General features: G+C 68.9%; 14 protein-coding genes and 2 pseudogenes. 8 read left to right on the top strand and 8 right to left on the bottom strand.

Annotation, left to right across the window (positions count from 1 at the left end):
- Positions 1–16 precede the first annotated feature (16 nt).
- Positions 17–1,480 carry a DUF1501 domain-containing protein gene (locus GobsT_RS35475; protein WP_010044707.1) on the top strand — a complete coding sequence of 488 codons (1,464 nt, stop codon included), beginning with the start codon at positions 17–19 and terminating at the stop codon, positions 1,478–1,480.
- Positions 1,481–1,757: 277 nt separating this feature from the next.
- Here the strand turns inward: GobsT_RS35475 and GobsT_RS40265 are convergent, their stop codons facing one another.
- Positions 1,758–2,519 (bottom strand): hypothetical protein, encoded by a 762-nt coding sequence (locus tag GobsT_RS40265; RefSeq protein WP_010053007.1) that lies wholly within the window; start codon positions 2,517–2,519, stop codon positions 1,758–1,760.
- A 164-nt stretch (positions 2,520–2,683) separates the two neighbouring features.
- Here GobsT_RS40265 and GobsT_RS35465 point away from each other — a divergent pair, with 164 nt between their 5' ends.
- On the top strand, positions 2,684–3,421 hold the full coding sequence (locus tag GobsT_RS35465) for a YebC/PmpR family DNA-binding transcriptional regulator (RefSeq protein WP_109571394.1): 738 nt from the start codon (positions 2,684–2,686) through the stop codon (positions 3,419–3,421).
- Between the two features lie 130 nt (positions 3,422–3,551).
- Here the strand turns inward: GobsT_RS35465 and GobsT_RS35460 are convergent, their stop codons facing one another.
- Positions 3,552–7,139: a VPS10 domain-containing protein gene (locus GobsT_RS35460; RefSeq protein ID WP_010050660.1), complete on the bottom strand. Its 3,588-nt coding sequence runs from the start codon at positions 7,137–7,139 to the stop codon at positions 3,552–3,554.
- A gap of 545 nt (positions 7,140–7,684) precedes the next feature.
- Between GobsT_RS35460 and GobsT_RS35455 the strand changes: the two genes are divergently transcribed.
- Positions 7,685–8,368 (top strand): NfeD family protein, encoded by a 684-nt coding sequence (locus GobsT_RS35455; protein WP_010050662.1) that lies wholly within the window; start codon positions 7,685–7,687, stop codon positions 8,366–8,368.
- A gap of 132 nt (positions 8,369–8,500) precedes the next feature.
- Here the strand turns inward: GobsT_RS35455 and GobsT_RS35450 are convergent, their stop codons facing one another.
- From GobsT_RS35450 to GobsT_RS35435, 4 genes are all read right to left on the bottom strand, one after another.
- Positions 8,501–9,865 carry a DUF1501 domain-containing protein gene (locus GobsT_RS35450; protein ID WP_109571395.1) on the bottom strand — a complete coding sequence of 455 codons (1,365 nt, stop codon included), beginning with the start codon at positions 9,863–9,865 and terminating at the stop codon, positions 8,501–8,503.
- Between the two features lie 79 nt (positions 9,866–9,944).
- Complete coding sequence (locus tag GobsT_RS35445; protein ID WP_050790373.1) at positions 9,945–12,506, bottom strand: PSD1 and planctomycete cytochrome C domain-containing protein; 2,562 nt, start codon at positions 12,504–12,506, stop codon at positions 9,945–9,947.
- A gap of 187 nt (positions 12,507–12,693) precedes the next feature.
- Positions 12,694–13,107, bottom strand: coding sequence for a hypothetical protein (locus tag GobsT_RS35440; protein WP_010049187.1), 414 nt, complete (start codon positions 13,105–13,107; stop codon positions 12,694–12,696).
- Positions 13,108–13,123: 16 nt separating this feature from the next.
- Entirely contained in the window at positions 13,124–14,041 is a 918-nt protein-coding gene (locus tag GobsT_RS35435; RefSeq protein ID WP_010049185.1) for a DUF1559 domain-containing protein, read from the bottom strand.
- A gap of 341 nt (positions 14,042–14,382) precedes the next feature.
- On the opposite strand from GobsT_RS35435, the pseudogene GobsT_RS35430 reads away from it, so the two are divergent.
- Together GobsT_RS35430 and GobsT_RS35425 are read left to right on the top strand one after the other, a co-directional pair.
- Positions 14,383–15,117, top strand: a pseudogene (locus tag GobsT_RS35430) (IS701 family transposase); the annotation flags it as partial.
- 806 nt (positions 15,118–15,923) lie between these two features.
- Complete coding sequence (locus tag GobsT_RS35425; RefSeq protein WP_071529350.1) at positions 15,924–16,385, top strand: hypothetical protein; 462 nt, start codon at positions 15,924–15,926, stop codon at positions 16,383–16,385.
- A 76-nt stretch (positions 16,386–16,461) separates the two neighbouring features.
- Here the strand turns inward: GobsT_RS35425 and GobsT_RS35420 are convergent, their stop codons facing one another.
- Positions 16,462–17,124, bottom strand: coding sequence for a hypothetical protein (locus tag GobsT_RS35420; RefSeq protein ID WP_010043121.1), 663 nt, complete (start codon positions 17,122–17,124; stop codon positions 16,462–16,464).
- Between the two features lie 540 nt (positions 17,125–17,664).
- Between GobsT_RS35420 and GobsT_RS35415 the strand changes: the two genes are divergently transcribed.
- From GobsT_RS35415 to GobsT_RS35400, 3 genes and pseudogenes are all read left to right on the top strand, one after another.
- Complete coding sequence (locus tag GobsT_RS35415; RefSeq protein WP_148087992.1) at positions 17,665–17,922, top strand: hypothetical protein; 258 nt, start codon at positions 17,665–17,667, stop codon at positions 17,920–17,922.
- Between the two features lie 18 nt (positions 17,923–17,940).
- Positions 17,941–18,497 (top strand): annotated as a pseudogene (locus GobsT_RS41380) (transposase); the annotation flags it as partial.
- Between the two features lie 333 nt (positions 18,498–18,830).
- Complete coding sequence (locus GobsT_RS35400; RefSeq protein ID WP_010043133.1) at positions 18,831–20,687, top strand: RNA polymerase sigma factor; 1,857 nt, start codon at positions 18,831–18,833, stop codon at positions 20,685–20,687.
- A gap of 141 nt (positions 20,688–20,828) precedes the next feature.
- On the opposite strand, the gene GobsT_RS35395 is transcribed toward GobsT_RS35400, so the two are convergent.
- Positions 20,829–25,643: a hypothetical protein gene (locus GobsT_RS35395; protein WP_010043136.1), complete on the bottom strand. Its 4,815-nt coding sequence runs from the start codon at positions 25,641–25,643 to the stop codon at positions 20,829–20,831.
- Positions 25,644–25,698 lie beyond the last annotated feature (55 nt).

Here is a 25,698-nt window from a genome sequence, read left to right as displayed (position 1 = left end):
AACCGAGGCTCACGCCATGCACAATAACGACGCCGACCAGTTCTGCCGCCGGACGCGCCGCGAGCTCCTGTGGGAGACCGGGGCCGGGTTCGGCGCGCTCGGCCTTACCGGGCTGTTCCACAACGACAGGCTGCTGGCGAACGAGGCGCCGAAGTCCGCGGGCACCACGTTCACGAACCCGATGGCGCCCAAGGCCCCGATGTACCCGGCCAAGGCGAAGGCCGTCATCTTCCTGTTCATGTACGGCGGGCCGAGCCAGGTCGACACGTTCGACGAGAAGCCCGAACTGGCCCGGCTCGACGGGAAAACCATCCCGGTGAAGACGTTCGGCCGCGGCGGGCACAAGAACACCGGCCGCGTCGTCGGGCCGAAGTACGCGTTCAAGAACTACGGCAAGTGCGGCAAACGGGTCAGCGACCTGTTCCCCAACGTGGGGCAGTGCGTGGACGACATCGCGTTCATCCACTCCATGTACGCCGAGTCGCCGATCCACGGGTCCGGCCTGCTCATGATGAACAGCGGGCGGCTCCTGTCCGGCAGCCCGTGCCTCGGGAGCTGGGTCACCTACGGCCTGGGGAGCGTGAACGAGAACCTGCCCGGCTTCGTGGTAATGCTCGACCACAGCGGCGGCCCGATCAACGGCCCGAAGAACTGGTCCAGCGGGTACATGCCGGCCGCGTACCAGGGCGTGCAGATCCGCGCCGACAAGACCCCGATCCACGACCTCGCCGTGGCCGAGGGGATGACCCGCGCGCAGCAGCGGGACCTGCTCGACCGGCTCAAGGAGAAGAACCAGGAGCACCTCGCGGCGCGCCAGGACAACAGCGAGCTGGTGGCCCGCATCGCGAGCTACGAGCTGGCGTACAAGATGCAGGAGCACGCCCCCGAGGCCGTCGACTTCGCCAAGGAGACCGAGGAGACGAAGAAGCTGTACGGGATGGACGACAAGAAGACGGAAGACTTCGGCCGGAAGTGCCTGCTGGCCCGGCGGCTGGTGGAGCGCGGCGTGCGGTTCATCCAGATCTACTCCGGCGGCAACCACAACGACCACAACTGGGACGCGCACGGCGACCTGGTGAAGAACCACTCGCTGCACGCCGGCGCGACGGACAAGCCGATCGCCGGGCTGCTCACCGACCTGAAGCGCCGCGGGCTGCTGGACAGCACCGTCGTGATCTGGAGCGGCGAGTTCGGCCGCCAACCGACCGCGGAGTACGCCCAGGGCACCGGCCGCGACCACAACGCCTACGGGTTCACCTCGTGGCTGGCCGGCGGCGGGATCAAGGGCGGCGTGAGCGTGGGGACGACGGACGAGTTGGGCAACTTCGCGGTGGACGACCGGTTCCACGTCAAGAACCTGCACGCCACCGTGCTGCACCAGATGGGGCTGGACCCGAACAAGCTCACGTACTTCTACGGCGGGCTCGACCAGAAGCTGGTCGGCGTTGAAGGGGCCGAGCCGATCAAACAGATCATCTAAAAACGAACTGAGCAGTGTCGACCGCCTCCGGAACCAGTGGCGGAAAGAAGCCGCGCGCCTGGAAAAGCCAGGCCCGCGGCTTCTTTCCGCCACTGGTTCTCAACGCGAGATGAATCGTGGCAAAGTAAGTCATCGCTTGATACTCCAGCGCCTGTGGTTGAGTGCGACCTCGGAGCGGTTGTGGCTGTTCGCGGGGCCAAGTGCAGCCGGGCCACAACAACCAGCCCCAACCAACCGGACCGACGCACGGGGTTTCCGCTCGGAACCCGCCCGCGCTCTACTCCTTGCCCAGCACCAGATCGATCACCCAGCACCCGCGGGCGTGCGGCGCCGGGCCGCGGCAGTGGTCGAGGACCCGGCCGCTCTCGCACCCGGCGTCTTGAAGCGCATCGGCCAGAATCGGCATGTGCTCGAACGCGTGCCCGTCGTAGATGTGGTTCGCCAGCGCCCGCACGTCGGCCGTAAGCCACGCGGGATCGGGCACGACGAACCAGAACCGGTCCGCGAACAGGTCGCGCACGAGTTCCGCCTGCGCGACCTGTTCGGCACAACCCGCGTCCGCCCCGGCGGCGCGCACCGGCCAGCCGCTGAGGGTGCTGCGGAGCGCGGCCGCTTGCGCCGCGCCACGCGCCGCTTGCGCCGCGTCCCGCCCGAGGCCCCCGCGGCTGATGATCAAGGCGACCGCCGTGCTGAGTTCGCGCAGGGCCGAGTACTGGGCCTCCAGCAGTGCGGACGCGTGCGCGTCTTTCGGCTGCCGGGTCCCGCTGCGGGTTTCGAGTTCGATACGGCGGTGAGCGGTGTGCAGGTCTTCGCCGACCCGCCGCCAGGCGTCGCGCAGCTCGTCGCTCGAGACGTGCCCGTCGGCGAACCGTTCCGCGACGTCCAGCGTCGCGGGGTTCCAGAGGTGCGGGAGCGGCGCCTCCAGCCGGCGGCAGCACGCGCACGCGAACAGGCGCAGCTTCCGCGGGCTGGCGAGGTCGCCCAGCGCGTCGAGCATCGGCGCGGGCTCGCGGCACGCCAGCCAGTCGGCTTCGGTCATACGCTCACCTCGCGCCAACGCGGCCGGGCTTTTTTGTTCTCGGGGCGCAATTGTGGCCGCCCGCTGTGGGTGCCGTGATCGTACCACCCGGCGGGCGCGGACGCCACGCCCCGGGCCGACTGCTATACTGGTTGCACCACCCGTTCCCGAGAGGTTTTGGAGACATGGCAGGCCACAGTCACGCGAAGAACATCATGCGCCACAAGGCGGTGGTGGACGCGAAGCGCGGCAAGCTGTTCAGCAAGCTCAGCCGGTACATCATCATCGCGGCCAAGAACGGTGGCGGCGACCCCACGATGAACCTGCCGCTCCGGTACGCCATCGACAAGGCCCGGTCCGTGTCGATGCCCAAGGACAACATCGAGCGGGCCATCAAGCGCGGCACCGGCGAGCTGGAAGGGGTCACCTTCGACGAGATCCTGTACGAGGGCATGACGAACGGGGTCGCGGTGCTGGTGGAAGTGATGACCGACAACCGGAACCGCACCAACGGCGAGATCAAGAAGATCTTCGAGCGGGCCAACACGGAGCCGGGCAAGCCGAACAGCGCCCTGTACCTGTTCGACCGCAAGGGGTTCTTCGCCATCGACGCGACCAAGTTCAAGGACGAGGACGCGATCATGGGCGTGGCGCTGGAGGCCGGCGCCGACGACATGAAGCGCGAGGGCGACGCGTTCGAGATCACCTGCGACCCGTCCAAGTTCTCGGCGGTGCTGGAGGCGCTCAAGGCCGCCAACCTCGAGACGTTCGAGGCCGAGGTGAAGTTCCTGGCGAAGGCGCCCAAAGAGATCGACGTGGAGACCGGCAAGAAGGTGGTCCGGTTCATGGACGCGCTGGACGACCACGACGACGTCCAGAACGTCTTCACCGACGCCATCATCACGGACGAAATGGCCGAGTAGAAGGCGAAGGCGTGTTCACCGCAGAGGGCACGAGAGGGCGCAGAGAGGGAGCCAGGAGAGTTGAACTTCTCCCCTGGCTCCCTCTCTGCGCCCTCCCGTGCCCTCTGCGGTGAACACGCCTTCGCTCGTCTCAGTCCCGTGCCTTCGGGATGAACGGCGCCACTTCCTTCCTCAACTCCTCCTCTTCCTCGTCGCCGTCGGCGTCCCCGCCGGGAACCGGTTGCGGGGCGTCCGTGATGACCGCCTTCGGGTCCGCGTTCGGGTCGTTCTCGACCACCGCCATCTGCGCGTACTCCTTACCGTCTGCGGTCAGAACGACGCGGTACGCGCCGGCCCGCGGCGGCGCCCACGTGAGCTTGTGGAACCCGGCCGCCGCGGGCGGGCCGCGGAACTCGCGCACCACCTTGTTGTTCACGTCGAGGACCTTCAGGCTCACGTCCTTCGCGGGTTTGGTGAGCAGGTACTCGATGCTGCCGCCGGGGGCCGGGTTAGTGCCGTAGAACTTGCGCACGTCCCGCGAGTACGGGAAGCTGCCCGGCCCGAACTGCCACCGCGTCACCGGCGCCGGCGCGAACAGGGTGGCCGGGGCCGCGAGCGCCTCGGGCTTCATCTGACGCAGGCTCGCCACGTCCAGCACCCACACGCTCCGGCCGTGCGTCGCGACCACGATCTCGCTCGCGGTCGTGGGCTGCGCGACCTCATGAACCGCCACGGTGGGCAGGTTGCTGTTCAGCTTCGCCCAGCTCGCGCCGCGGTTGACCGACACCCAAATACCGAACTCGGTGCCGCAGTACAGGATCTCGGGCGCCGTGATGTCCTCGCGGATCACCCGCGTCGAACCGAACGCCGGAAGGTTCCCCGTAACGCTCTTCCAGGTCGCGCCGTAGTCCTCGGTCACGAAGAGGTACGGCTTGTCGTCGTCGGAGCGGTGCCCGTCGAGGGCCACGTAGCACAGCCCTTCTTTCGTGCGCCCGGGCTCGATCGCGCTGACGCACCGCGGCCCCGGCAGCCCGGCCTTCTTGAGGGCCTCCAGCGCGTTGGTCCAGTTCCCGCCGCCGTCCCGCGTCACCCACAGGTTGCCGTCGTCGGTGCCGGCCCACAGCACGTCCGCGCTCTTGGGGCTCTCGGCGAGCGCCGTCATCGAGCCCTGTTTGGTGCGCGTCAGATCGGGGCTGACGGCCTTCAGGTTCTCCCCGCGGTTCACCGAGCGGAACACGTACTGCGCGCCACAGTAGAAGATGCCGGAGTTGTGGGCCGACAGGATGAACGGCGTGTTCCAGTTGAACCGCAGCGCCTCGCCCGGCTTGACCGGGCGCGGGCGGGTGCCCTTCTGCTCGCCGGTCTTCAGGTTGATCCAGCCGATGGCGCCGTTCTGGCTCTCCGAGTAGACCACGTCGGGGTCGTTCGGGTCCACGCGGCACACGAACCCGTCGCCGCCGCGGAGGTACTGCCAGTCCTCGTTCGCCGGGCCGGTGCCGCGGAGCGTGCGCGACGGCCCGCCCCAGCTCCCGTTGTCCTGCAACCCGCCGTACACCCGGTACGGCTTCCGGGTGTCCACCGCGACGTGGTAGAACTGCCCCAGCGCCAGCACGTTCAGGTGGTCCCAGGTGGCGCCGCGGTCGTAGGTGGAGTAGAACCCGCCGTCGCAGCCCAGGATCATGTGCCGGCTGTCCCGCGGGTCGATCCAGAGGGCGTGGTGGTCCGGGTGGACGGTGCTCGCCTGCGCGCTGGCGAACCGGTTCCCGCCGTCGGTGCTGCGCCACAGCACGGTGTCGCCGAGGACGTAAACGGTTTTGTCGTCGGTCGGGTCGACGCGGACGTTCGAGAAGTAGAACGGGCGCGGGTTGAGGCTGTTGACGCGGGTCCAGGTGTCGCCGTTGTCCTTCGACACGAACACGCCGCCGGTCTGGTAGCCGTCCTTGCCCTGGTTGTTCTGAACGTTCGCCTGCTGCCCGCCCACCTGCGTCTGCATGATGAACGGCCGGGCCGACGGGGCAGTCGGGCGCCCGCCGCCCCCGCCGCCCCCCTGGAACCGCGTTTCGGCCGCCGCGAGCGCGAGTGTCACCTCGAAGGGCTTCTTGTCGCCCTCCTGGAACGACACCTTCACCTTGTCGCCGGCCTGCCGCGGGTTCTCGACCTTCCCGCCGACGCGCAGCTCGGTGCGGTACGCGCGGAAGTCCGGCGTGTCCGTTCCTTCAACGGCCACGATGGTCATGCCGGCCTTCACCCCGGCCTTGGCCGCGGCGCCGTCCTTCGGCACGTCCGCGACCTTCACCGGCGCGTCGAAGCCCGCGACCTCGACCGCCAGGCCGCCGGGGGAGAGCGTCTGCTGGCCGCCCTTCGGCTGGAACCCGCCCTTCTTCGGCTCGGGGGTGCTGGGCCGGGCCGCGAGCTTCAGCTCGACGGTGAGCGTTTCGGTTTCCGCTTTCGCGTCCTTCTTGTCACTCGCTTTGCCCTTCGCACGGACCACGGTGAGCTTCACCACGTCGTCGGGCTTCTTGCTCGTCAGGAAGTCGAGCACCTCGTCGTAACTGGCGACCTTCTTGCCGTCGATCGCGGTGATGAGGTCCCCCTCTTTCAACCCGGCTTTCGCGGCGGGGCCGTCCTCGACGACCGCGGTGACCTTCGCCCCTTCCTTCTCGCCCTCGCCGGAGACGCCCATGTACACCGTGAGCACCGGACGCCCCTTGCCGATGTTCTCGGTGTCGATGATCGCGTACACGAGCCCCTTCGTCTTGCGCGAGTAGTCCAGCCCGATGCGGCCGGTCTTCGCGGTGGGCAACCCGGGGGCGGCCTTCTCGCCGGTGAGCTTCTTCCAGGTCTTCCCGGCGTCCGCGGTTTTGAACAGCCCGCCCCCCGGGCCGTGCGCGACGATCGGCCCGTACTGGTCCGGGCCGGGCCACGGCCCCTGGCCGAAGAACCCGTCGAACTCGTCCCGCTTCCGCTCCCACAGCCCCGCGAGCAGCACGTTGGGGTCGGTCGGGTCCATGCGCAGCTCGATGGCCCCGGTCCGGTCGTCGACGTACAGCACCTTCTGCCACGTCTTCCCGCCGTCCGCGGTCTTGAAGACGCCGCGCTCCTCGTTCGGCCCCCACACGCGGCCCATCGCGGCGACGTACACCGTGTTGGGGTCTTTGGGGTGAACGACGATCCGCCCGACCGAGAACGACTTCTTCAGCCCGACGTTCTGCCAGGTCTTCCCGGCGTCGGTGCTCTTGTAAACCCCGTCGCCGTAGGACACGGAGTTGCGCGGGTTGTGCTCGCCGGTGCCGACGTACACGACGTTCGGGTCGCTCGGCGCGACCGCCACGTCACCGATGGAGACCGTCGCCTCCTTCTCGAACACGAAGCTGAAGGTGGTGCCGTTGTTGACGGTTTTGAGCAGCCCGCCGCTCGCGGTGGCAACGTAGTAGGTGTTCGGGTCGCTCTCCACGACCGCCAGCGCGGTGATGCGCCCGCCCATGTTCGCGGGGCCGATGTTGCGCCACGTCATCTTGGCGATTGCGGTTTCGGGGATCGCGTTAGGCGCCGGGGCGGGCGGCTCGCCCTTGCGCAGCGCGTCCAGCTTCTTTTGAAGCAGATCGATCTGCTTCTGAACGTCCGCGATCTCTTTCTTGGCGTCATCCTCTTCGGACTTGGCGATGCCCGGAAAACTGAACACGAGCGCGGCGAGCAGCGCGAACGCGGCCCGGCGCCCGTTAAGCTGTGACGGCTTCACGGTGCTTCACTCTCGGTAGGATTGAATGCGGGAGAGCCTATTTAAAGTACCTAATTTTACCCGCGCTCGCGACGACTTCGCCAGTTGGGTAAGGTGGGGCGACTGCAAATAAACGGAATCTGTGCCCGTGACGCGGATGAGAGCGGTTGCCCGGCTGCACCGCGAAATGGCGCGTATCCGTGCGCTCGTCGCACCATCCGAATAGCCGGGAAATGCTGCGCAAAGCACCGGGCGGGAGCCCGCAGCTCGGGGAACGAACCGACGCCGCGAGCGGCTTTGAGCGGATGCCAATTCTGACGGCCCCGCTCAAGGGCGCCGGGGTGCGGCTCTATCGAGGTGATGAACCACAGCTACAGCGAAACCCCGTACGCCGGCGGGTGTTGGGTGGTAGACTTGCTTTTGGGCAAGGAGTGACGTGAAAAGCTGAACCTGGCGCGGCACCGGACCCATCGACGTGAAACGGATTGCAGGTTGTCACCGCACACTGGAATCGCGGCTGGGCCGCTGAACGGGGTCCTTAAACCACAGAAGGCAGAGGGGCGGTCGTGGCGGTGCGCATCGGTGACAGTGGGACGGCGATGACCGCGCTCCGCCCGCAGGGGGTGGTCCGAATCGGCGGAACCCGACACGACGCCCGCTCGGAAGGCGGGTACGTCGAGACCGGGTCCGAGGTCGTCGTGGTCGGCGGTGACAACACGGGGCTGATTGTGCGCCGCGTCGAACCCGGACCGGCCGTTGCCCTTCCCAACCACGGCCGGGAGGTTTACGGTTCCTTCGGCGCGCGGGTCGCCGCAGAGGGGGCGCGAGAGGACGCCGAGCGAGCGCGGTGGGAATCGGCCCGGCGGCGGTACGGGTTCGTCGTCGGTAGTTTGTTCGGGGCCTTGGCCGGCGGAGGCGGGACCGCGCAGTTGTGGGGACCGATCGTCGAGCGTGCCGGGGCGCCGTGGGCAGTCGCGGCACTGGCCGCAGTCGGCGGCGCGGCGTGGGGGGCGTGCCTGTTCCGCGGGTTGGACGCGAGGCTGCGGGAACTGGGTGGCGATTACTGGCGGTTCACGACGGCGTCCACCGGCTTGGGATTGACCGGCGGGGCGCTCGTCGCGGCGTGGGGCGTCCCGGCGGTCGGGCTTGGCTTGGGATTGGCTGGCGCGATTGGGGCAACGCTGGCTTTCGCGGTCATTCCCCCCGCACTCGGGATGCTGTTCGAGTGGGTGGCGGGCGGCGAAGACTGACGTTCCCGGACGCCGTCGCCCCACACTGCGGCACAATGGCCGGTCGCGAGTGTGGGGGTGTCGGTTCACTTCTGGGGCAACCTTGCCGCTCGGAACGCGCCCGGCCGAATGCCGGGCGCGTTCCAACGCGAATCAGGCGAAGATCTCTTTGACCACGTTGCCCTTCACGTCGGTGAGCCGGAAGTCGCGGCCGGCGTACTTGTAGGTCAACTTCTCGTGGTCCAGCCCCATGAGCGCGAGCAGCGTGGCGTGCAGGTCGGTGGTGTGCATCCGCCCTTCCACCGCCTTGATCCCGTACTCGTCGGTGGCGCCGTAGGTGACGCCCGGCTTCACCCCCGCGCCGACGAGGAACATCGGGTACCCGGTGATGTTGTGGTCCCGCCCGTCCTGCCCTTGGGACGTGGGGAGCCGTCCGAACTCGCTCCCGAACAGCACCAGCGTGTCGTCCAGCAGCCCGCGCGCGCCGAGGTCCGCGAGCAGCGCCGCGGTCGGCCGGTCCACCGACCCGCACCGGTCGATGAGCCCCTTGTGCAGGTTGTTGTGGTGGTCCCACCCGGGCTGGCAGATCTCCACGAACCGCACGCCCGCCTCGCTCAACCGCCGGGCCATCACGCACTGCCGCGCGAACGCCCCCGCCGGCCCGTCCGTCACCCCATACGCCTCAAGCACCTTCTTGGGCTCCTTCGAGATGTCGAGCAGCTCCGGCACCTTCCCCTGCATCTGGAACGCCAGCTCGAACGACTCGATCACCCCGTCCACCGCGTCCGGCGCCCCGGGGGCCGCGGCGAGGTCCCGGTTCATCCCCTGGATCAGGTCCAGTTGCTTGCGCTGCAAGTCGCTCGCGGCGGTGGCGCGGAGGTTCGGCAGGTGCCCCCGGTCGGTGAGGCGGGTGCCCTGGAAGTGGGCCGGCAGGAACGCGCTGCCGTAGTTCACCGCGCCGCCGAAGTTGGGCGGCGGGTTGACGGTCACGTACCCGGGCAGGTCCTGGTTCTCGGTGCCCAGCCCGTACAGGAGCCACGCGCCCAGGCTGGGCCGGGTGAGCGCGGCGTTCGCGCTGCCGGTGTGCAACTGCACCACCGCCTGCGGGTGCGCCGGGGTGTCGGTGTGGAGCCCGCGGAGCCATGTCATGCTGTCCGCGTGCTTGGCCAGGTTCGGGAGCAGTTCGGAGAACCACGACCCCGTGCCCCCGTACTGCTGCCACTTGAACTTAGACGCGGTGAGCACCCCGCCGCCCGGCCCCGGCTTGCCGTTGTCCTTCACCAGTTGCGGCTTGTAGTCGAACGTGTCGTGGTGCGACATCGCCCCGTTCATGTGGACGAAGATGAGCCGCTTCGCCTTGGCCGGGAAGTGCGGTGCCTTCGGCCCAAGAGGTTTGGGGGCGGCCTTCTCGGCCGCGCGAGCCTGCTCGCCCAACAGCCCCGCCAGCGCGAGGTAGCCGAACCCGGCGCTGGCGGATTTCAACACGCTGCGGCGTGACACGGACGGGAACTGGTGCATGGGAGTGTTTGGTGTTTGGTGTTTGGTGTTGGTGGTTTTCGGCGTCGGCCCCGGTGTCGATCCAGGGCCGACGAGCCGGTCACTTCACGTAGCGGAACTCGGCGCTGGCGAGGAGGGCTTGTGTGAACGCCATCCAGGCGGCGGTGCGCGGGTCCTTCGCCTGAACCACGTCCTCGGTGACGGTCTCGCTGGTCTGGTCGATCTGGTCCGGGTCCTGGGCCGGGTCATCGACCTTCTTCGGTGCGGGTCCCTTCTTCGGAGCCGGCGCCTTGACCACCTTCGGCGGGTTCTTGCGGTACTCGGACTCGTAAGCCCCCACGAACGCCCGCGCCCGGTCGACCTCCGCGTCGGTCGGCTCGCGGCCGACGCTCAACCGGTACGCCGCGCGAACGCGGTCGGCGTCGGCCGCGTCGCGGTCCTTGAGGAGCCGCTCGGCGAACACCAGGGCCTGCTTGCGCACGAAGGGGGAGTTGAGCAGGAACAGCGCCTGGGCGGGCACGGTGGTGGTGTCACGGGTGCCGCTGACCAGTGTCTGGTCCACCGGGTCGAACGCCTCCAGCGCGTGCGGCGTTACGCCACGCAACAGCGGCAGGTAGACGCTCCGGTAGGTCGCGGCGTCGGCCCTCTCGTGGATCGCGTTGGACTCGGGGCCGTTGTCCCGCATTTCGACCATCCGCAGCGCGGTCGCGGGCGACCCGTCCGGGCGCTTCGGGTCCAGGGCGCCGGCCGCGGCCAGCGCCGCGTCCCGCAGCTCCTCGGCGCTCAGCCGCCGCGGCGCGTGGCGCCACAGCAGCCGGTTGTCGGGGTCCGCGGCCCGGTGCGCCGCGGTCGCATCCGAGCTGAGCCGGTACGTCCGGCTCAGGACCAGGTGCCGCACCAGCTTCTTCGTACTCCACCCGTCCGCGAGGAACTGCCGGGCGAGGTGGTCGAGCAGTTCGGGGTGCGACGGGGCCGCCCCGGTCACCCCGAAGTTGTCAACGGTGTTCACGAGCCCGGTGCCGAACAGGTGCTGCCACACGCGGTTCACCGCCACCCGCGGGGCCAGCGGGTTACCCGAACTGGTGAGCCACTGGGCCAGTTCCAGGCGCCCGCTCTGCTTCGGGTTCACCTTCGCCGCCCCGGGCACCTCGAACGCGGTCAGGAACCCGCGCGGCACCACCGGCCCGAGCTTTTCCGCCTCGCCGCGGACGCGCAGCTCGGTGTCGGCAACTGTTGTCGCGTCCCGCGCGCCGTGCGCCGCCAGCCCGCGTGCCGCCGGGTCGGTGAGCGCGTTCAACTCGCCCTGGAGCGCTTCGTACTTGAGCCGGTACGGGCGCTGCGTCGGCTGGCCGTTCGGGGCCGGTTTGAGGCCCTCGGGGGTGCCGCGGATCGCGTCCCAGGCCTTCTTCGCTTCTGCCACTTCGGCGGTCAGTTTGGCGACCTTCTCGGGGTCCGCCGGCGGCAGATCACCGGTCAGCCGCACGAGGTTCGCCGGGACGTAGTACGCCAGCCCGGCGCCGCCCATCTGGTTCCGCAGCCCGGACGCGTTCTCGGTGCTGGTGAAGATGCCGGCCAGCGCGTAGTAATCGACCATCGGCACCGGGTCGAACTTGTGGTCGTGGCACCGCGCACAGCTCACCGTCAGCCCGAGCACCGAGCGGGTGACCGCGTCCACCTGCTCGTCCACGTTGTCCATCACGAACCGGACCTTGAACCGCTGGTTCACGTCCTTCACGCCCAGCGCCAGGAACCCGGTCGCGGTGAGCAGCCGGTTCCGCTCGGCGTCGTCCTTTGCGGGCAACAGGTCGCCGGCGACCTGCTCGCGGACGAACCGGTCGAACGGCACGTCGGCGTTCACCGCGTCTATCACGTAGTCGCGATACCGCCACGCGTGCGGGTACGGGATGTTGCGGCTCGGGCCGGTGCTCTCGCCGTACCGGGCCACGTCCAGCCAGTGCCGCCCCCAGCGCTCGCCGAACTGGGGCGACGCCAGAAGGCGGTCCACCACCTTCTCGAACGCCGTGGGCGATTCGTCTTTCAGGAACGCGTCGATCTCGGCGGGCGTGGGCGGCAGCCCGGTGAGGTCGAACGTCACGCGCCGGAGCAGCGCCACCTTGTCCGCGTCGCCGACCGGCTTCAGCCCCTTCGCCTCGAGCGCGGCGAGGATGAACCGGTCCACGGCGCCCCGCGCCCACGCCGCGTCTTTGACTGCGGGTGCTGTGGGCTCGGCGAGCGGCCGGAACGCCCAGTGCTCCTTCTTGAGCTTCTCGTACTCGGGTTTCGCCTGGCCCAGCGAGGCCGGCACCCGGACCGCCGGCCACGCGGCGCCGTCCTTGATCCACTGGCGCAGCACGCCCACCTGCTCCTCGGACAGCGCTTCGCCCTCGCTGGGCATGCGCCGCTTCTCGTTCTTGGTGGTGACGCGGGTGATGAGCAGGCTCTTCTCGGGCGCGCCGGGCACGACGGACGGGCCGGTGTTGCCGCCGGACAGCAGCCCGTTGCGGTCGTCCACCCGCAGCCCGCCGGCCGGCTTGGTGTCGGCCGAGTGGCACCCGTAACAGTGCCCCGCCAGGATCGGGCGCACCTTCTTCTCGAAGAACTCCACCTTCGCGGCGTCCGGGTCCGCGGCGCGGGCGGTGGCCGAAAACGCCAGCACCAGCATCGCGAGTGGGATCAGTCGGAACCGGTTCACGGTATTGTTTCCTCGGTGTTCGATGGTGACTGACGCGGTTCGCACCCGCCCGCGTAGGGTCGCTCTCCCACGACCCCTCGCCCGTCCGAAACCGGCGGGCCGGGCAGCGCCTCTCCCCTCGCCACCCGATCCGGGGCGGGGCGAACCGCGTGGCTCGTCATTTCGGGGCCACGGTCAGCGTCACGTCCCCGGGCGCGGGCACCGTGACCCGCCAGCCGGCGGTCTTCTGGTCCAGGTAGCGGGCAGGCACGTTCGGCTTCTTCGCTTGCCCGTCCCCCTCGTCGGTCAGGATCAGCCGCGCCTGGTACTCGCCCGGCGGGAGGCCCGGAACCGTCTTGCCGTCCACCAACCGCTCCAGCGCGAAGCGCCCGTCCGGGCCGATCGTTCCGAACCCGCGCACGCTCAGGTCGTCGACCCGCGTCACCTCGACGAAGTGCCCGCCGAGTTGGCCGCCGGACCAGACCACCTGCCCCGCCGTCGGGTGCCCGCCCTCGCCCCGCGTGCAGCCCGCGGCGAGAGCCGGAACCAGTGCCAGGGCGAGCGCGCGAGCGAGTCGTATGTCTGTGCTCATCGTCGTCCCCTCGCGGCTAGTAATCGTTCGACACCACTTCACTGCCGGCCCGCGTGACCAGGGCGGTCAGCACGTTCACCGGGGTGCTGATCCGCAGCGAGCGGACGCTGCCGTCCACGAACACGAAGTTGGTGACGCCCGGGTGCGGGCCGCCGAAGCTGCTGTTCGCGAACGGGAGGTTCTGGTTGTCGGGCGGCAGCAGCGGGCGCACGTCGCCGTTCACGCTGCTCGTGCCCATCATGCGGCGGATGTTGTTGCGGTTCCCGCCGAACACGCTGCGGTCCTCGTTCTTGCCGCGCAGCGAGTTCGGGCGGATCGACTTTTCGCCGAACATTGTGGTGTTGCTGGCGCCGTCCGTGACGCTGCCGAAGTTGGTCTGGCTCGACCACTTGGTGACGTACACACGGCCGCCGGAGTCGGTCGCGACGTAAGGCAGGTTCGGGATGATCGCGCCCGTGGAGGACGTGTACGCGGCGTGGGTGCCGAAACTCGCCGCGTAGTCGGTGAGCGCGGCACCCTCGGGCCGGAAATCGCTCACGCTCAGCACGGGCGCGGGGCGCGACGGGCACAGGTAAATCTTGACCTGCGTCTGCACCGCGGCGAGCGGTTGCTGGGACGCGAGGTAGCGGATGTCCCACAAGTTGTACTGGGCGGTTTGCTCGATGTACGGCAGCAGCAGCGCGCCCCACGTGGCCCAGCCGTCAAGGGCCTCGGAGTTGTCCCCGATGAACGCCGGCGGCAGGAACTGGTAGCTGTCGTGGAAGTTGTGCGCCGCCAGCCCGATCTGCTTGAGGTTGTTCTGGCACTGAAGCCGCGCCGCCGCCTCGCGAACCTTCTGGACCGCTGGTAGCAGGAGCCCGATCAGAATCGCGATGATCGCGATCACCACCAGCAACTCGATCAGCGTGAAACCACGCCGAATGCGAACAGTCATGGAATCCCTCCGAGAAGAGGTCACTGGAGCCAGATGAGCGGCTCACCTTCTATCGCACTAAGATGATGACTGCGATGATGTATTTCAATCGGGAACCACCGCATCCATTCCGTGCAGTGGACTACTCCGTCAGGTCAAGAAGCGGCCCTCATCGCTTGAATTGACGCAAACTAATTCCAATTAACATCTTGTGACACCACAAGCATCACCGTGTTGTTGTCATGTTGCTGGGCTGCGACTTGACGAAGTGGGCTCGCGAGACGGTCCAACCCAGGGACCGAGGCACCTTTTTGATTCCAATTCACGACTAAATCGATTAATTAAGAAATCATTCGGGACGATTGCTTCCTCTCTGGTTGCCCACCGCCCGTGGAGACACGATTTTGGCCCACCAGGACGAGGAACGCGAACGCCCGAACGACCCGGCGTCCGGCCTCACCCTTCGCGACGGGTGGCAGACGCGGTTCGAGGAGTACGCGGCCCGCTTTCGCGTGACGTTCCAGCGCGCCGACCAGTTCCTGCGCTTCCGCGTGTACCTCCGCGGGTTGCTCGAACCGTCCGATCGCAAGAACGTCGAGTCGATCGCCGCCGCGGCCGGGCGGGTCATCACGACCGAAGCGAACTTGGCACAAGCGCTCCAGCACTTTGTCAGCCACAGCCCGTGGGACGCATCGCGGCTGTTCGCCGCGGTCCGGCGCACGCTCGCGGTGCGAGCCGATTCGGGCGCGGTGTGGGTGATTCACGACGGCGCGTTCGCCAAGAAGGGGCGGCACTCGGTCGGGGTGCAACCGCAGTTCGCCCGAGCGCTGGGCAAAAAGATCAACTGCCAGGTGGGGGTGTTCGTAACGCAGGTCGGTCCGGCGGGGTACTTCCCGCTCACGGCGCGGCTCTACCTGCCGGCGGCGTGGCTCCGCGAACACGGTGCGGGCACGGCGGTCCCGGTGGACGCCCGGCAACCCGCGTCCAAAGCCGAGATCGCGCTGCGGCTGCTCGACGAGTTGCGCGGCGAAGGGGAAGTGCCGGCGGTCACCGGAGAGCCCGGTTACCTCGAAGACCCTGGTTTCCAGGAAGGGCTTCAGGCGCTCGGCGGGTCGGTCCGGAGCGAGTCCGCCGGTGCCGTCGCTGGCGCGGTGTTACGGTTCGATTGGCTGCGGAACGCGTTGGGGTTGGATCACTTCGAAGGCCGGACTTGGCACGGCTGGCACCACCACGTCGGGCTCGTGTTCGCCGCTTACGGGTTCCTGTGTTCCGAAGCCGGCGGGGAAGAGGCACCGCCGTTTCGTTCACCGCACCTATCACCGTTGTGATGCTGACAGAGTGGGGCGCAACCCCGGTTTGCTGATAGGCGCCGGGGCACCGGCGCGGGTAATTTGCGTTCAACGAAATCACCCGACCGATCCAGCAAATGATTCGCCGGATCGGTCGGGTGGCGTGTGTCGCCGGCAATCAGTTTGCAGAGAACAGAGGCGGCCAGGGGCGACGGCGGCGGAGTTGCTCGCGGGTGCGTTCCGCGGCGAGTTGATAAATCGCTTGAACGTGAGTCTGCTGACCCACCGGCATCGCCGCGAACACCGGACACGGCACGAACGCACACGAAGGGGCCGCCAACATAACGGGCGACACGGGTGCGGCATTCGGGAGGTGTTCGAGGAAGCGGTGCGCGGACATGAGTGGTCCTCAGTCGGAATTCGTCAGCGATTGATCACTAGAATAGTTAACTTAGTAGTGTATCTACTCGAATTCTAACCTCGCGCCGGAGAAAAGCAACTGCGGTAATGCGCTTTTGCGTGTTTCGAAGCTGAAGTGGTGTAATTTGCTTGAAATCGAGCGGTCGGGACGGAGGGAAGCCGACCGTAACTTTGTCCCTCAGACGGAGCTAAACATGACTACCGCAATGATGATGGACCGCGCTGCGATGACCGGAATGGGCTCGGCGGCGATGCCGATGGGCACGAACGCGATGCCCACGACTGCGAACATGGTGATGGTGCCGCGGTGCATGATGAAGGTGGAGAAGTGCGCCGGCGGGATGAAGATGACGTGCGAGTGCGACGACCCGGCGGCGTGCACGATGATGCAGAACCTGTGCGCGATGATGGCCGGGGGCATGTGCTCGCTGTGCTGCACGATGAACGGCATGACCGTGTGCTGCTGCAACATGACGATGGCGATGTGCAAGTGCGAGATGACCGCCAACGGGTGCTGCGTCACCTGCACCAGCGGCGACGCCGCGTGCTGCGCCATGATCCAGGCGTGCTGCGACTGCGTCATGGGCTGCATGAAGGCCGGCTGCACCTGCTGCCTGATGATGGGCGGCACCCCGATCGCCTGCTGCGTGTGCTGAACCGCCTACGAACTTAAAACAGAAGCGCGGCACGGAGAGGGGGCTCTCCGTGCCGCGCTTCGGCTTTGGTTGCTGCTCACTCCGCCCCTGTTGCGCTCGTCGTCCGCTGTTTGCTCCGGGAGCAACTGTAACCGGGCGCCCACTCCAGGGCTTCACCGCCGGCCGGGTCGAACAGCGCGCGAACGGTGCCCTCGTACTTTGCCGCGTGCGCCTCGTGGAAGAGGACGAGTTGGATGCGCCCCCCGGGGTCGAGGTGGAACCGGAGGTTGTAGGGGCGCAACAGGGCGACGCGCCGCTCGCGCATGTGCCTCTCCTCCCACCACCGGGTGCCGGTCCGGGCCGACTCCTCGACCCGGCCCATCAGCCCGTCCACCAGGAGCCGGAACTCGCGGATGCTGTCGCCGTCCACGACCACCGTCGGTGTGCCCGGGATCTGCCCGCGCGCCCGGGCGGCGCCCCCGCGCCCCAGGTTCCAGGCCGCGATCCACGCGTTCAACCGCGCGCCCCACTCGGGCTTACCGTATCCGGTTTGGATCACGACTACCGGCGGCCCGTTGCGCAGGCTCGTTTCGAACAGCAGGTCAAATGCGTCCGAGTCGACGTAGTCGAGCTGTACGGGTTGAAGGTCCGCTTGTGGCTGCGAGCCGCGCGGTTCCGGCGGCTTCGCGGACTGGCACCCGGGCGCGACCACGAACCCGAGACTGACCAGCGGGGCCAGCCGGGACAGAGCCGATCTCATCGCACGCCCCCGTGTGCCCGCGACGGTGGGGGGGCAGGGTCGCCCCCGCGAAGGACTCCCCGGACGCGGGCTATCTGTCGTGTGCTATGCGTGCGCTCATGCCATGAACGCGGCCGGCGGTCCAGGGAAGTTTGTTGAATTGTCGAGATTCGGTGGGTGTGCCACGGTGAATGGAGCGTCGCCGCCCGCGGGCCAATGGCGGGATAGAGTTCGGTCGGGCGCCTGCCAGGCGCGGAGGCGATAAAATCTCACAATCATTCAATTATTAGATATAATATTAATTATGTCTAATCGCCGATTCGGCATATTTTGCGATTGAGCCGCACCCGCCAAGCCTTTACATGTCGCCCATTCGATCACCGTCAGGGCCAACGCCGCAGACGCCGCAACCGACAGCGCACGCCGCGGTAAAATAGTATACATAAAAACACTATAAACTGTTGAGGCCATATCCACTGGCACATGACGTGTGCCAGGCGTGTGGGCGAGTCCGCGCGCTGTTGGCAGGTTTCTTTTCCTCCTGCTCCATGAGGTTCGTCCATGCCCTCTCCTCGCCGGATTCTCCCGACCACCCTCCGGATGGGAGCCCTCGAAGACCGCGTGGTGCCCGACGGCACTCCCGGCGCCACCTTCGTCCCCACCGCCCCCGACACGGTCACGGTCGAGTGGCAGGGGCAAACAAAGCTGGCCGCCCCGGGCCGGCGGATCGTTCAAGTGAACGAGATGGGTGGGACGATCGCCGAACAGAGTGAAGTTCCCCACGAATGGTGGACAGTGGGAAAGCGGTGTAAACTCTGAGCAGAAGGAGACACACCGATGGCTGGCAAGCGTAAGGTGTACACGGCGGAGTTCAAGCTCTCAGCCGTCCGATGATTACCGAGCAGAAGCTCTCCGTGGCCGAGGTGGCACGCCGCCTCGGGGTCACCGAGAACCGGCTCCACGACGGGAAGAAGGGGGTCCTCAAGAAGGGTGCCGAGGCGTTCCCGGGATCGGGGCACCTGACCCCGGTCGAAGAAGAGCTGCGACAACTCCGGGCCGACGTCAAGCGACTGGAGATGGAGCGCGACATCCTCAACAAAGCCACGGCGTTCTTCGTCACCCAGATGAACTGACCTTCGCCGGGATCGAGGAACGCAAGGCCGCGTGGCCCATCGCGTTGATGTGCCGGGTGCTGGGGGTGTCGCGGTCCGGGTTCTACGCGTGGCGGTCGCGGGAGCCCAGTGCCGCCGAGGTCCGACGCGAGGAGTTGACCGAAGAGGTGAAGGCCATTCACGCCCAGGTGAAGGCCCGGTACGGGGGCCCACGCATCCACGCCGAGCTGGCGGCGAACGGGCACGCGTGCAGCGTGAACTTCGTGGCCCGGGTGACGAGGGGGGTGTCCTGGGTGCCCGCGTACTGGCTCCTGGCCCCGACCAGTAAGCTCGTTGCCAAGAGCCACACGCCCGACGAACTCGTCCCGGTGCTCGAAGAGCGGCTGAAGCGCGCCGGGGCGGACCGTTAGCCGCCCGCCGCCTTTCGCTCCGACCTTGTGTCGCCCTCCGCACACCTCCACTGGCGGGCGCCCGGCCCGGCCGGGTACCCTTTCGGTTCAGGGTCCGCCCCGGCTCCGCGTTCGGAGATTTTTCCTCCACTTCGGCGAAGGGTCGGGCGGTGCGGCGCCAGTATCAGGGTGGGCGGGCACGACACCGGCCCGCGGAGGCAACGGAATGTCGCAGAGCGTACTGACCGGGGCGGTCAACCGGGCGCGGCGGGCGGCCCGGGCGGACGCGACCGACGGCGAACTGGTCGCCCGGTTCGCGGGCACCGGGGACCCGGACGCGTTCGCCCAGTTGGTGCGGCGGCACGGGCCGACGGTACTGGCGGTGTGCCGGCGGGTGACGGGTCACCGGCACGACGCCGAGGACGCGTTCCAGGCCACGTTTCTAGTGCTGGCCCGGCGGGCCAGTGAACTGGACTCGCCGGACACGGTGGGCGGGTGGCTGTTCGGGGTGGCGGTGAACACCGCGCGGGCGGCCCGACGGCGGTCGGCCCGGCGGGCCGCGCGGGAGTCGCTGACGGGTTCCCCGCCCGACCGCGCGCGGCCCGAGCAGGAGCCGGACTTCGACACCCGCGCGGCGGTGGCCGCGGCGGTGGCCGAGTTGCCCGAGCGGTACCGCGCCCTGGTGGTCGCGTGCGACCTGCGGGGCGAGTCCCAGCCGGCGGTGGCGCGTCAGCTCGGTGTGCCGGTCGGGACCGTGTACAGCCGGCTCTCGGCTGCCCGCCGGTTGCTCGCCGAGCGGCTCCGGCGCCGGGGCGTGGAGCCCACGGCTCTGGCCGTGGGGCTCGGTGCGGTGGCGCCCGACGCGGTCTCGCTGCCGCCGGTTTCCGAGTACCCATCCGCAAGCGTCACGGAACTGACGGAGGGGATCATGTCGCAAGGATCTGCGCTGAAATGGAAGCTGGCCGCGTGTGTGCTGCTGGTCGGGGTGACGCTGGGCCTGGGCGCGGATCGGCCCGGGCCGGCCCCGGCGGTCGCGCCGGCCCCGCGTCCGGCGGACGAGTCGCGGCTGGTGCTGGGGTTCGCCGGGCACGTGCGGTTGCTGAAGGCGGACGGCACCGAGGTGGCGCGGGTGACGGAGGCGGACGCCGGGGCAGGGGTTGAGTTGAGGCATACGGCTGCAACCAAGCTCTCTTCGACAAGCGGGCTAAGTGCGATCCTGGCGCAACCGTTGGGCCCGTGCGGGCGGGCCGCGCCGGACGGCCGGCTCCCACTCAATACCCGCAAGGGGCTGTACCTGCTCAGCCCGGGGGCGCCTCCGGTGGTCGCTCCGGTGAAGGCAGCGAAGGGGGACGAGGCGCTGTTCGCGGCGGGCGGGGTGCCGTACATCACGGCATGGTCGCCGGACGGGAAGAAGGCGGTCGGATTCCGGTTCACACAACCTCTGATCGGCCCCCAGGGCTACGAGCACGTGCGGATCGACTTGGGCGCGGGGAGAACAACCGCCCTGAACGTGCCAAAGTATCACCGGGTTGTGGACTGGGCTCCCGACGGCACGTGGTTCCTGACGATCCGAGACGAACATTCGATTAATTTTAACCTTGAGTACAGCACCCGCGGGGTGTTGTGCAAAGTCTCTGCGGACGGCAAGACGAGTGAGGTGCTGTGTCCGTCCAAGGAGGCCGCCGAACCATTGATGTCGGTGGTGTGCGCCGCGCTGTCACCGGACGGGAAGCGGGTCGCGTACCAGTACGGAACCACGCACCCGGTCAAAGATGGAAAGGAAACGGTTCACATGCCGGGGGTTCGGGTGGCCGTTCTCGACCTCGCGCGGAACACGCACACGGTTGTCGCGTCCGAACCCGGTAGCGCGGATGTCGCCAACGACCCGTTCGGAGTGCGCTGGTCGCCCGACGGGGCGCGCGTCGGGTTCCTGTACTCCCACCGTCAGTTCGGAGAATTGTTGAGTGTCGGTTGGCGGGTCGGTGTGGTGAGGGCAGACGGCCGGGGGGCAAAAACGGTCTTCGCTTCGGACCGAGCCGAACCGAACGCGGCGCTCGCATTGACGCTGTTCGACTGGCGGTAACGCACCCGGCGGTTGGCCGGTCGCCATCGGTACAACACGGCGACAGGCGGCCACGACTGCGTTTTGAGCAAACGCGCGACGGGCACGGGCCGGCACCTCGCGAGGTGCCGGCCCGTGCCCGTCGCCATCTCGTTCCGTCGCTTACGGGCGAACGCGGTCGATGGCGTCACGGGCCGCCCCCTGGAGCGGCGACAGCGCGTCGCTCGTCGTGCTGTTCGGGGCGGTCGACACCTTCTCGCGCTCGGCCCCTTGCGCGAAGTCCTTTTTCGCCTGCTCTTCGTCGCCCCGCGCCCACCGCGCGGCGCCCAGGAAGTACCACGCCACCGGGTCCGCCGGGTTGTGCTTCACGGCGTCCAGCAGGGCGCTCACGGCCGCGTCATACCGACCGCCCTTGTACGCCGCGATGCCGGTGTTGAGCGAACCGGCTGCGGCGCGAAGGTCCACCGGCGGGAGCACCACGGGCCGGCGGAACGCCGCCGCCGGGTCCGTGACCGCGTCCAGCCCGGTGTCGGCGGCGACGGCCCACGGCTTGCCCGCTGCCGCCTTGTGCGCGGGGCTGCGCCGAGCCGCCTGGAACATCTCCCGCGCGCTCGCCAGTTCGCCCCGGATCAGGTACGCCAGGCCGGCAACTGTTTGCCCTTTTGCCGCGTCCTCGGAATCCGGGGACGAACTCGCGATCGTCTTCTGCGCCGCCGCGAGCGCCGGGCCGGCGTCCGACGCCCGGCGCAGGTCGGCGAGGATCGGTATCCAGAGGTCCATCACCTGCCCCGGGGTGACGGCGCTCCCGAGCTGCTTTTGGAACTCGATCTCGCGCGCTGCGGCTTTTTTCTTCTCGGCTTCCGTCTTGTCCTGCTCGGTGCGGAGGGCGGTCGCGTGCTCGTCCTTGAGTTTCGCCACCGCCGCGGCGTAGTCGTCGGTCAGCTTCTTCGAGTCGGCCGCGTACTTGTCGGTGAGCTTCTTCAGCTCCTCGGCGCTGCCGTCCTTGAGCGCCTTCACGGCCTCGGCGTGGGCGTCGTTCAGCTTCTTGATGTCAGCGGCGTAGGCGTCGGTGAGCTTCTTCGCCTCGGTCGCTCGCTCCTCCTTGAGCTTCTTCGTTTCGGCGGCGTGGGCGTCGGTGAGCCGCTTGGTTTCGGTCGTCAGCTTCGCGAGCGCGTCCTTTGCGACGGTCTCGGCCTTATTCAGCCGCTCGGCGATCTCCACGAGCTGCCCCGTAGTCAGCCCGCCCCCGCCGACCGCCGCCATCGTGCTGGGAACCAGCGCCTTCAGGTCCGGCCCGGTGGCCCGTGCCACGACGGCCTTGGTTGCGGCGAGCAGGTCCGCCGGCCCCCACTTGTCCGGAACCGGTGTGGCCGGTTTCAGCACGTCCGCCAGGGCCGCGAGGGCGCCTTGCTTCGTTTCGATGTCTTTTGCGGCGGCTTTCAGTTCGTCCGTGGCGGTTGTGAGCTTCGCCTCGGTGGTCTTCAAATCGGCCGCGGCCTTTTCGAGCTTCGTCTCCGCTTCACGCTTGGCCTGTTCGGAAGCCTTCGCGTCCGTGCCGAGCTTCACCACCTCGCCCTCGAGCTTCTTGACCGCCTCGCGGGCCGCGGCGACTTCCTTCTCGGCCGCGGTGGCAACTTCGGACGATTTGGCGAACGCGTCGAGCGACTTCGCCAGCGCGCCGCCGTCCTTCTTGATCTCCGCGATCATGTCCGGGTTGCCGGACACCGCCCCGCGTAGCTTCCAGTACGCCTTCAGGTCGTCGCAGGCCCGGGCGAAGATCTGCTCGCGCGGGTCGGACAGCGCGTTGACCCCGCGGCCGCTGAACCCGGGTGCGAGCTGCTGGTGCGACTCCTTCGCCTTATCGATCAGTTCGAGCGCGTCCTTGTACTTACCGGCGCCGGCGGCCTTCACCGCCTTCCAGTAGTACACGCCGGGCTCCACGGCGCCGGCCGCCGGCGCGTCCTGGAGCAGTAACGCGGTCGCGAGCAAGAGGCCCGTTTCAGGCGACGCCGGGCGGCGCGACGTGCCGCTCGGTGCGGGCGGCGCGGTCGCGTCGAGCCGGTCGAGGTGGGCCTCGAACGTGGCCTTGTGGGCCGGGTACCGTTCCGCCGCCTCGGTGTACACCTTGCGAGCGGCCTTGAGGTCGCCCGCCAGTTCGTAGGACGCGCCGAGCGCGACGCTGGCCTTCACCCCGCGGGCCACGCCGCCCGGCTCGGCCGTCGCGTCGGGCCGCGCGATCACGTCCTCAAGATCCTTGCGGGCCGCCAGCAGGTCGGCGTCGTTCGCGGGCACCGTGGCCCCGGCGGCGAGCGCCTGGGCCTTGGCGAACACGCGCACGTAGCCCGCGTCGGTCTTCTCGGTCAGCGTCGCGGGGGGCGTTGCCTTGTAGTGCTCGACCGCCTTCGCGGCGGCGCCCGCGGCGAACGCGGCCTGCGGGTCGAGCGACACAGCCCCGGCCGGTGCGGCCGGCGCCGGGCCGGCCGGTTTGGTGCCGGTCTGTGCCACCGGCGCGGCCCCCGAGCCCGGCCGCGCGTTCGGGATCACGTCGCCGAAGTACACCCCGGCCCACGCCCCACCGGCGGCCAGCGCGCCGAACAGCGCGCCGACGAGCAGCCCGCTCCCCTTCCTGCCCGCGACAACGCTCTCTTCGGTTCCGGTCTCGTCGGCGTTCGCGAGCCGTGACGGGGCCACCTTCGTCGGCTTGGTAACGGTGTCCGGCTCGTCCGGAACGGCGGGCCGGCCCTTCTTGCTCTTGTCCTTCGCCTTGCTTTTCGCGGCCGCCCCGGCCTGAAGCGGCAGCGCGAGCGCGGACCCTTCGGTCGATTCGGACAGGTAGTCCAGGCTCACCTCGGGCGGCCGGGTTTCGTCGTCCGGGTTCGGAACGCGACGGGGGGCGATCCGGGTGCTCATCTCCTCGGAGTCGTCCGGCAGTTCGTCGCGGATGATCGCGGAAAGGGACACGTCCTGTGGCGCGGCGCGCGTGTGTTCCCCGTCGTCCGCGTCGCCCATTTCGAAGTCGATTTGTCCGGCCTCGTCGTCCGCGGGGCCGCTCTTGGCACCCGGGAGTTCGAAGTCGCGGGAGTCGATGTTGGGCACGGCGGGCCGGTTCTTCGAGCCGGTGCCGAGCGGTTCCGCCGCGACGGTTGCGTCCGGAGGCACCGGGGGGGCGGTGCGCTTCCCGCTCTTATTTCCGGCGTCCCGGGCGCCGGAGAAGATGCTCGACGGGGCCGATGAGAGCGGGGCATCGTCGTCGAGCAAATCGAGGTCGGTCGGCTCGTCGCCGCCCGAGCGCCCGGCCAGCAGGTTGGGGCCGCTCTGCTCGTCCCAACCGGTCGCCCCGCCCCCCTGTTCGGCGTCCCCGAACAGGTCGGCCGAGATGGGATCGTCGGGCACCGTCAGTTCGAAAGCGGCCTCGGACGGCCCGCTCCCCAGGGTGCGCGCGATCCCGGGCGCTTCGACCTGAACGGACGACGCGTCGTCCAGCGTGAAGTCGGGCGCGCTCAGGTCGGCGAGGATGCTGGACGCGTCCGGGGTGAACGCCGGCGGCGCGCCGTAGTCCGGCTCGTCGTCCGCTCCCGGCGGCAGGTCCGGCGCGTTGACGAGCGGTCCCGAGTCGAACAGCGGCCCGCCCGCGTCCGGCGCCGGCATGTCGTGGATCGATTCGTCGTCGCCGCGCAGGGCGTGCAGGTCCCCGCTCTCGGGGGCGTCGTCCACCTCGGCCAGTGGCAGGTCACTGAAGTCGTCGTCCTCGTGGGACGCGCTGCCGAGCGGCGGCGGTACAACCTCGAACGGCTGAGAGCCGGAGGTCGCGGCCAACACGTCGGACGTTTCGGACGGCTCGGCGTGGGGAGCGGGCGCGGCGAAAATGTCCGACGCGCCCACCGCGTCGGGGTGCGGCGCGGCCGACAGGTGTGATTCGGGGTCGAGCCACCCGGACACAGGGGCGACCGGCTCGACCGGTTCCACGTTCCCGAGCCGGACCGCCGGGTCCGGCGCCGGTGTGGCCTTCGCGACCGGACGGCCGTTCGCGTCGAGGTCCGCGAACGAACCCCGGCTACCCACGTTAATGAAGTCGAACGAGGCGTCTCGCGGAACCGCCGCCGGGCGCGGCGGGAGCGTGCCGAAGTCGCTCTTCGACCCGAGTTCGTCCGGCCCCGGGACCGGCGGCAGATCGCTGTAGGTGTTGACGCTGGAGGGCAGTTCGAACTCGAACGAGCTGCCGCGGACGTCCGCGGGATTCAGCGAGGCCCGCGGCAACTCCGCGGTGGACCCGTTCGACGCCGGCCGGGCGGGACGCAGCGCGTTCACGTCCGGCACGCTCCCGAGTGAACCGGCTTGAGGTGCCCCAGCCCCAAGGTTGACGGACGAACCGTCGGGCAGCTCCTCGAGTTCAGCGACCGGGATCGGCTCCGCGTGGGCGCCGTCCGCGATCGGAAGCGCTTCCAGTGTCGCGTCGCTCAGATCGATCTCGGCGAGCGCCATGTGATCCGGCGCCGGCTCGACCGGCGGCTCGGGCAGCTCGAACGAATCGGCAATCGGCTGATCCAGGTCCGCCACACCGGGCAGGTCGGCCGAATCGAGGTGGAGGGGCGGTTCGAGCGGTTGAGCGTCCGGGGGTGTTAAAAGGGCGGCCGAGTCGCCCGCTCCGGCCGACAACTCGGGCAGTTCGAACGCGTCCTCGGCGGGCACCGGTTCGAGTGCCGCTTCGGGAACCGGCGGCAGGCCGAAATCGCCGAACGAGCCACGGCTCTCGGGCGTGCCGAACCCGAACGGGTTGGGCGGCGGCGGCGGCGCGAGCCCGGGTCCGCTGGCAAAGTCCGGGGACGGGATCGGCGGCAGTTTGTTGAACGTGTCCGCGTCCTCAGGGAGTGTGAACTCGAACCGCGAGCCCGTGCCCGTGTTCGCGTCCTCGTTTTGCGCCGCGTGGTCGGGCGAATTCGGGCCGTTCGGGTCGTTCGGATCGGCGGGGTTCGACATGGGTGCTGCTCCGTGCGTGCGGGGAGCCACGGGTTCGACTGGGGTTCCACGGCCG

Origin of the sequence: Gemmata obscuriglobus, assembly GCF_008065095.1 — a bacterium.
GTDB lineage: Bacteria > Planctomycetota > Planctomycetia > Gemmatales > Gemmataceae > Gemmata > Gemmata obscuriglobus.
The sequence above is the reverse complement of the archived record's forward strand: the minus strand, read 5'-3'. Positions and strand labels throughout refer to the sequence as shown.

Excerpts from the sequence above, each read along its gene's own strand:
- GobsT_RS35400 (WP_010043133.1), top strand. The coding sequence starts at position 18,831 with ATGTCGCAGAGCGTACTGACCGGGGCGGTCAACCGGGCGCGGCGGGCG.
- GobsT_RS35450 (WP_109571395.1), bottom strand. The coding sequence starts at position 9,865 with ATGCACCAGTTCCCGTCCGTGTCACGCCGCAGCGTGTTGAAATCCGCC.
- GobsT_RS35395 (WP_010043136.1), bottom strand. The coding sequence starts at position 25,643 with ATGTCGAACCCCGCCGATCCGAACGACCCGAACGGCCCGAATTCGCCC.
- GobsT_RS35435 (WP_010049185.1), bottom strand. The coding sequence starts at position 14,041 with ATGACTGTTCGCATTCGGCGTGGTTTCACGCTGATCGAGTTGCTGGTG.
- GobsT_RS40265 (WP_010053007.1), bottom strand. The coding sequence starts at position 2,519 with ATGACCGAAGCCGACTGGCTGGCGTGCCGCGAGCCCGCGCCGATGCTC.
- GobsT_RS35475 (WP_010044707.1), top strand. The coding sequence starts at position 17 with ATGCACAATAACGACGCCGACCAGTTCTGCCGCCGGACGCGCCGCGAG.
- GobsT_RS35440 (WP_010049187.1), bottom strand. The coding sequence starts at position 13,107 with ATGAGCACAGACATACGACTCGCTCGCGCGCTCGCCCTGGCACTGGTT.
- GobsT_RS35425 (WP_071529350.1), top strand. The coding sequence starts at position 15,924 with ATGACTACCGCAATGATGATGGACCGCGCTGCGATGACCGGAATGGGC.
- GobsT_RS35445 (WP_050790373.1), bottom strand. The coding sequence starts at position 12,506 with ATGCTGGTGCTGGCGTTTTCGGCCACCGCCCGCGCCGCGGACCCGGAC.
- GobsT_RS35415 (WP_148087992.1), top strand. The coding sequence starts at position 17,665 with ATGCCCTCTCCTCGCCGGATTCTCCCGACCACCCTCCGGATGGGAGCC.
- GobsT_RS35420 (WP_010043121.1), bottom strand. The coding sequence starts at position 17,124 with ATGAGATCGGCTCTGTCCCGGCTGGCCCCGCTGGTCAGTCTCGGGTTC.
- GobsT_RS35465 (WP_109571394.1), top strand. The coding sequence starts at position 2,684 with ATGGCAGGCCACAGTCACGCGAAGAACATCATGCGCCACAAGGCGGTG.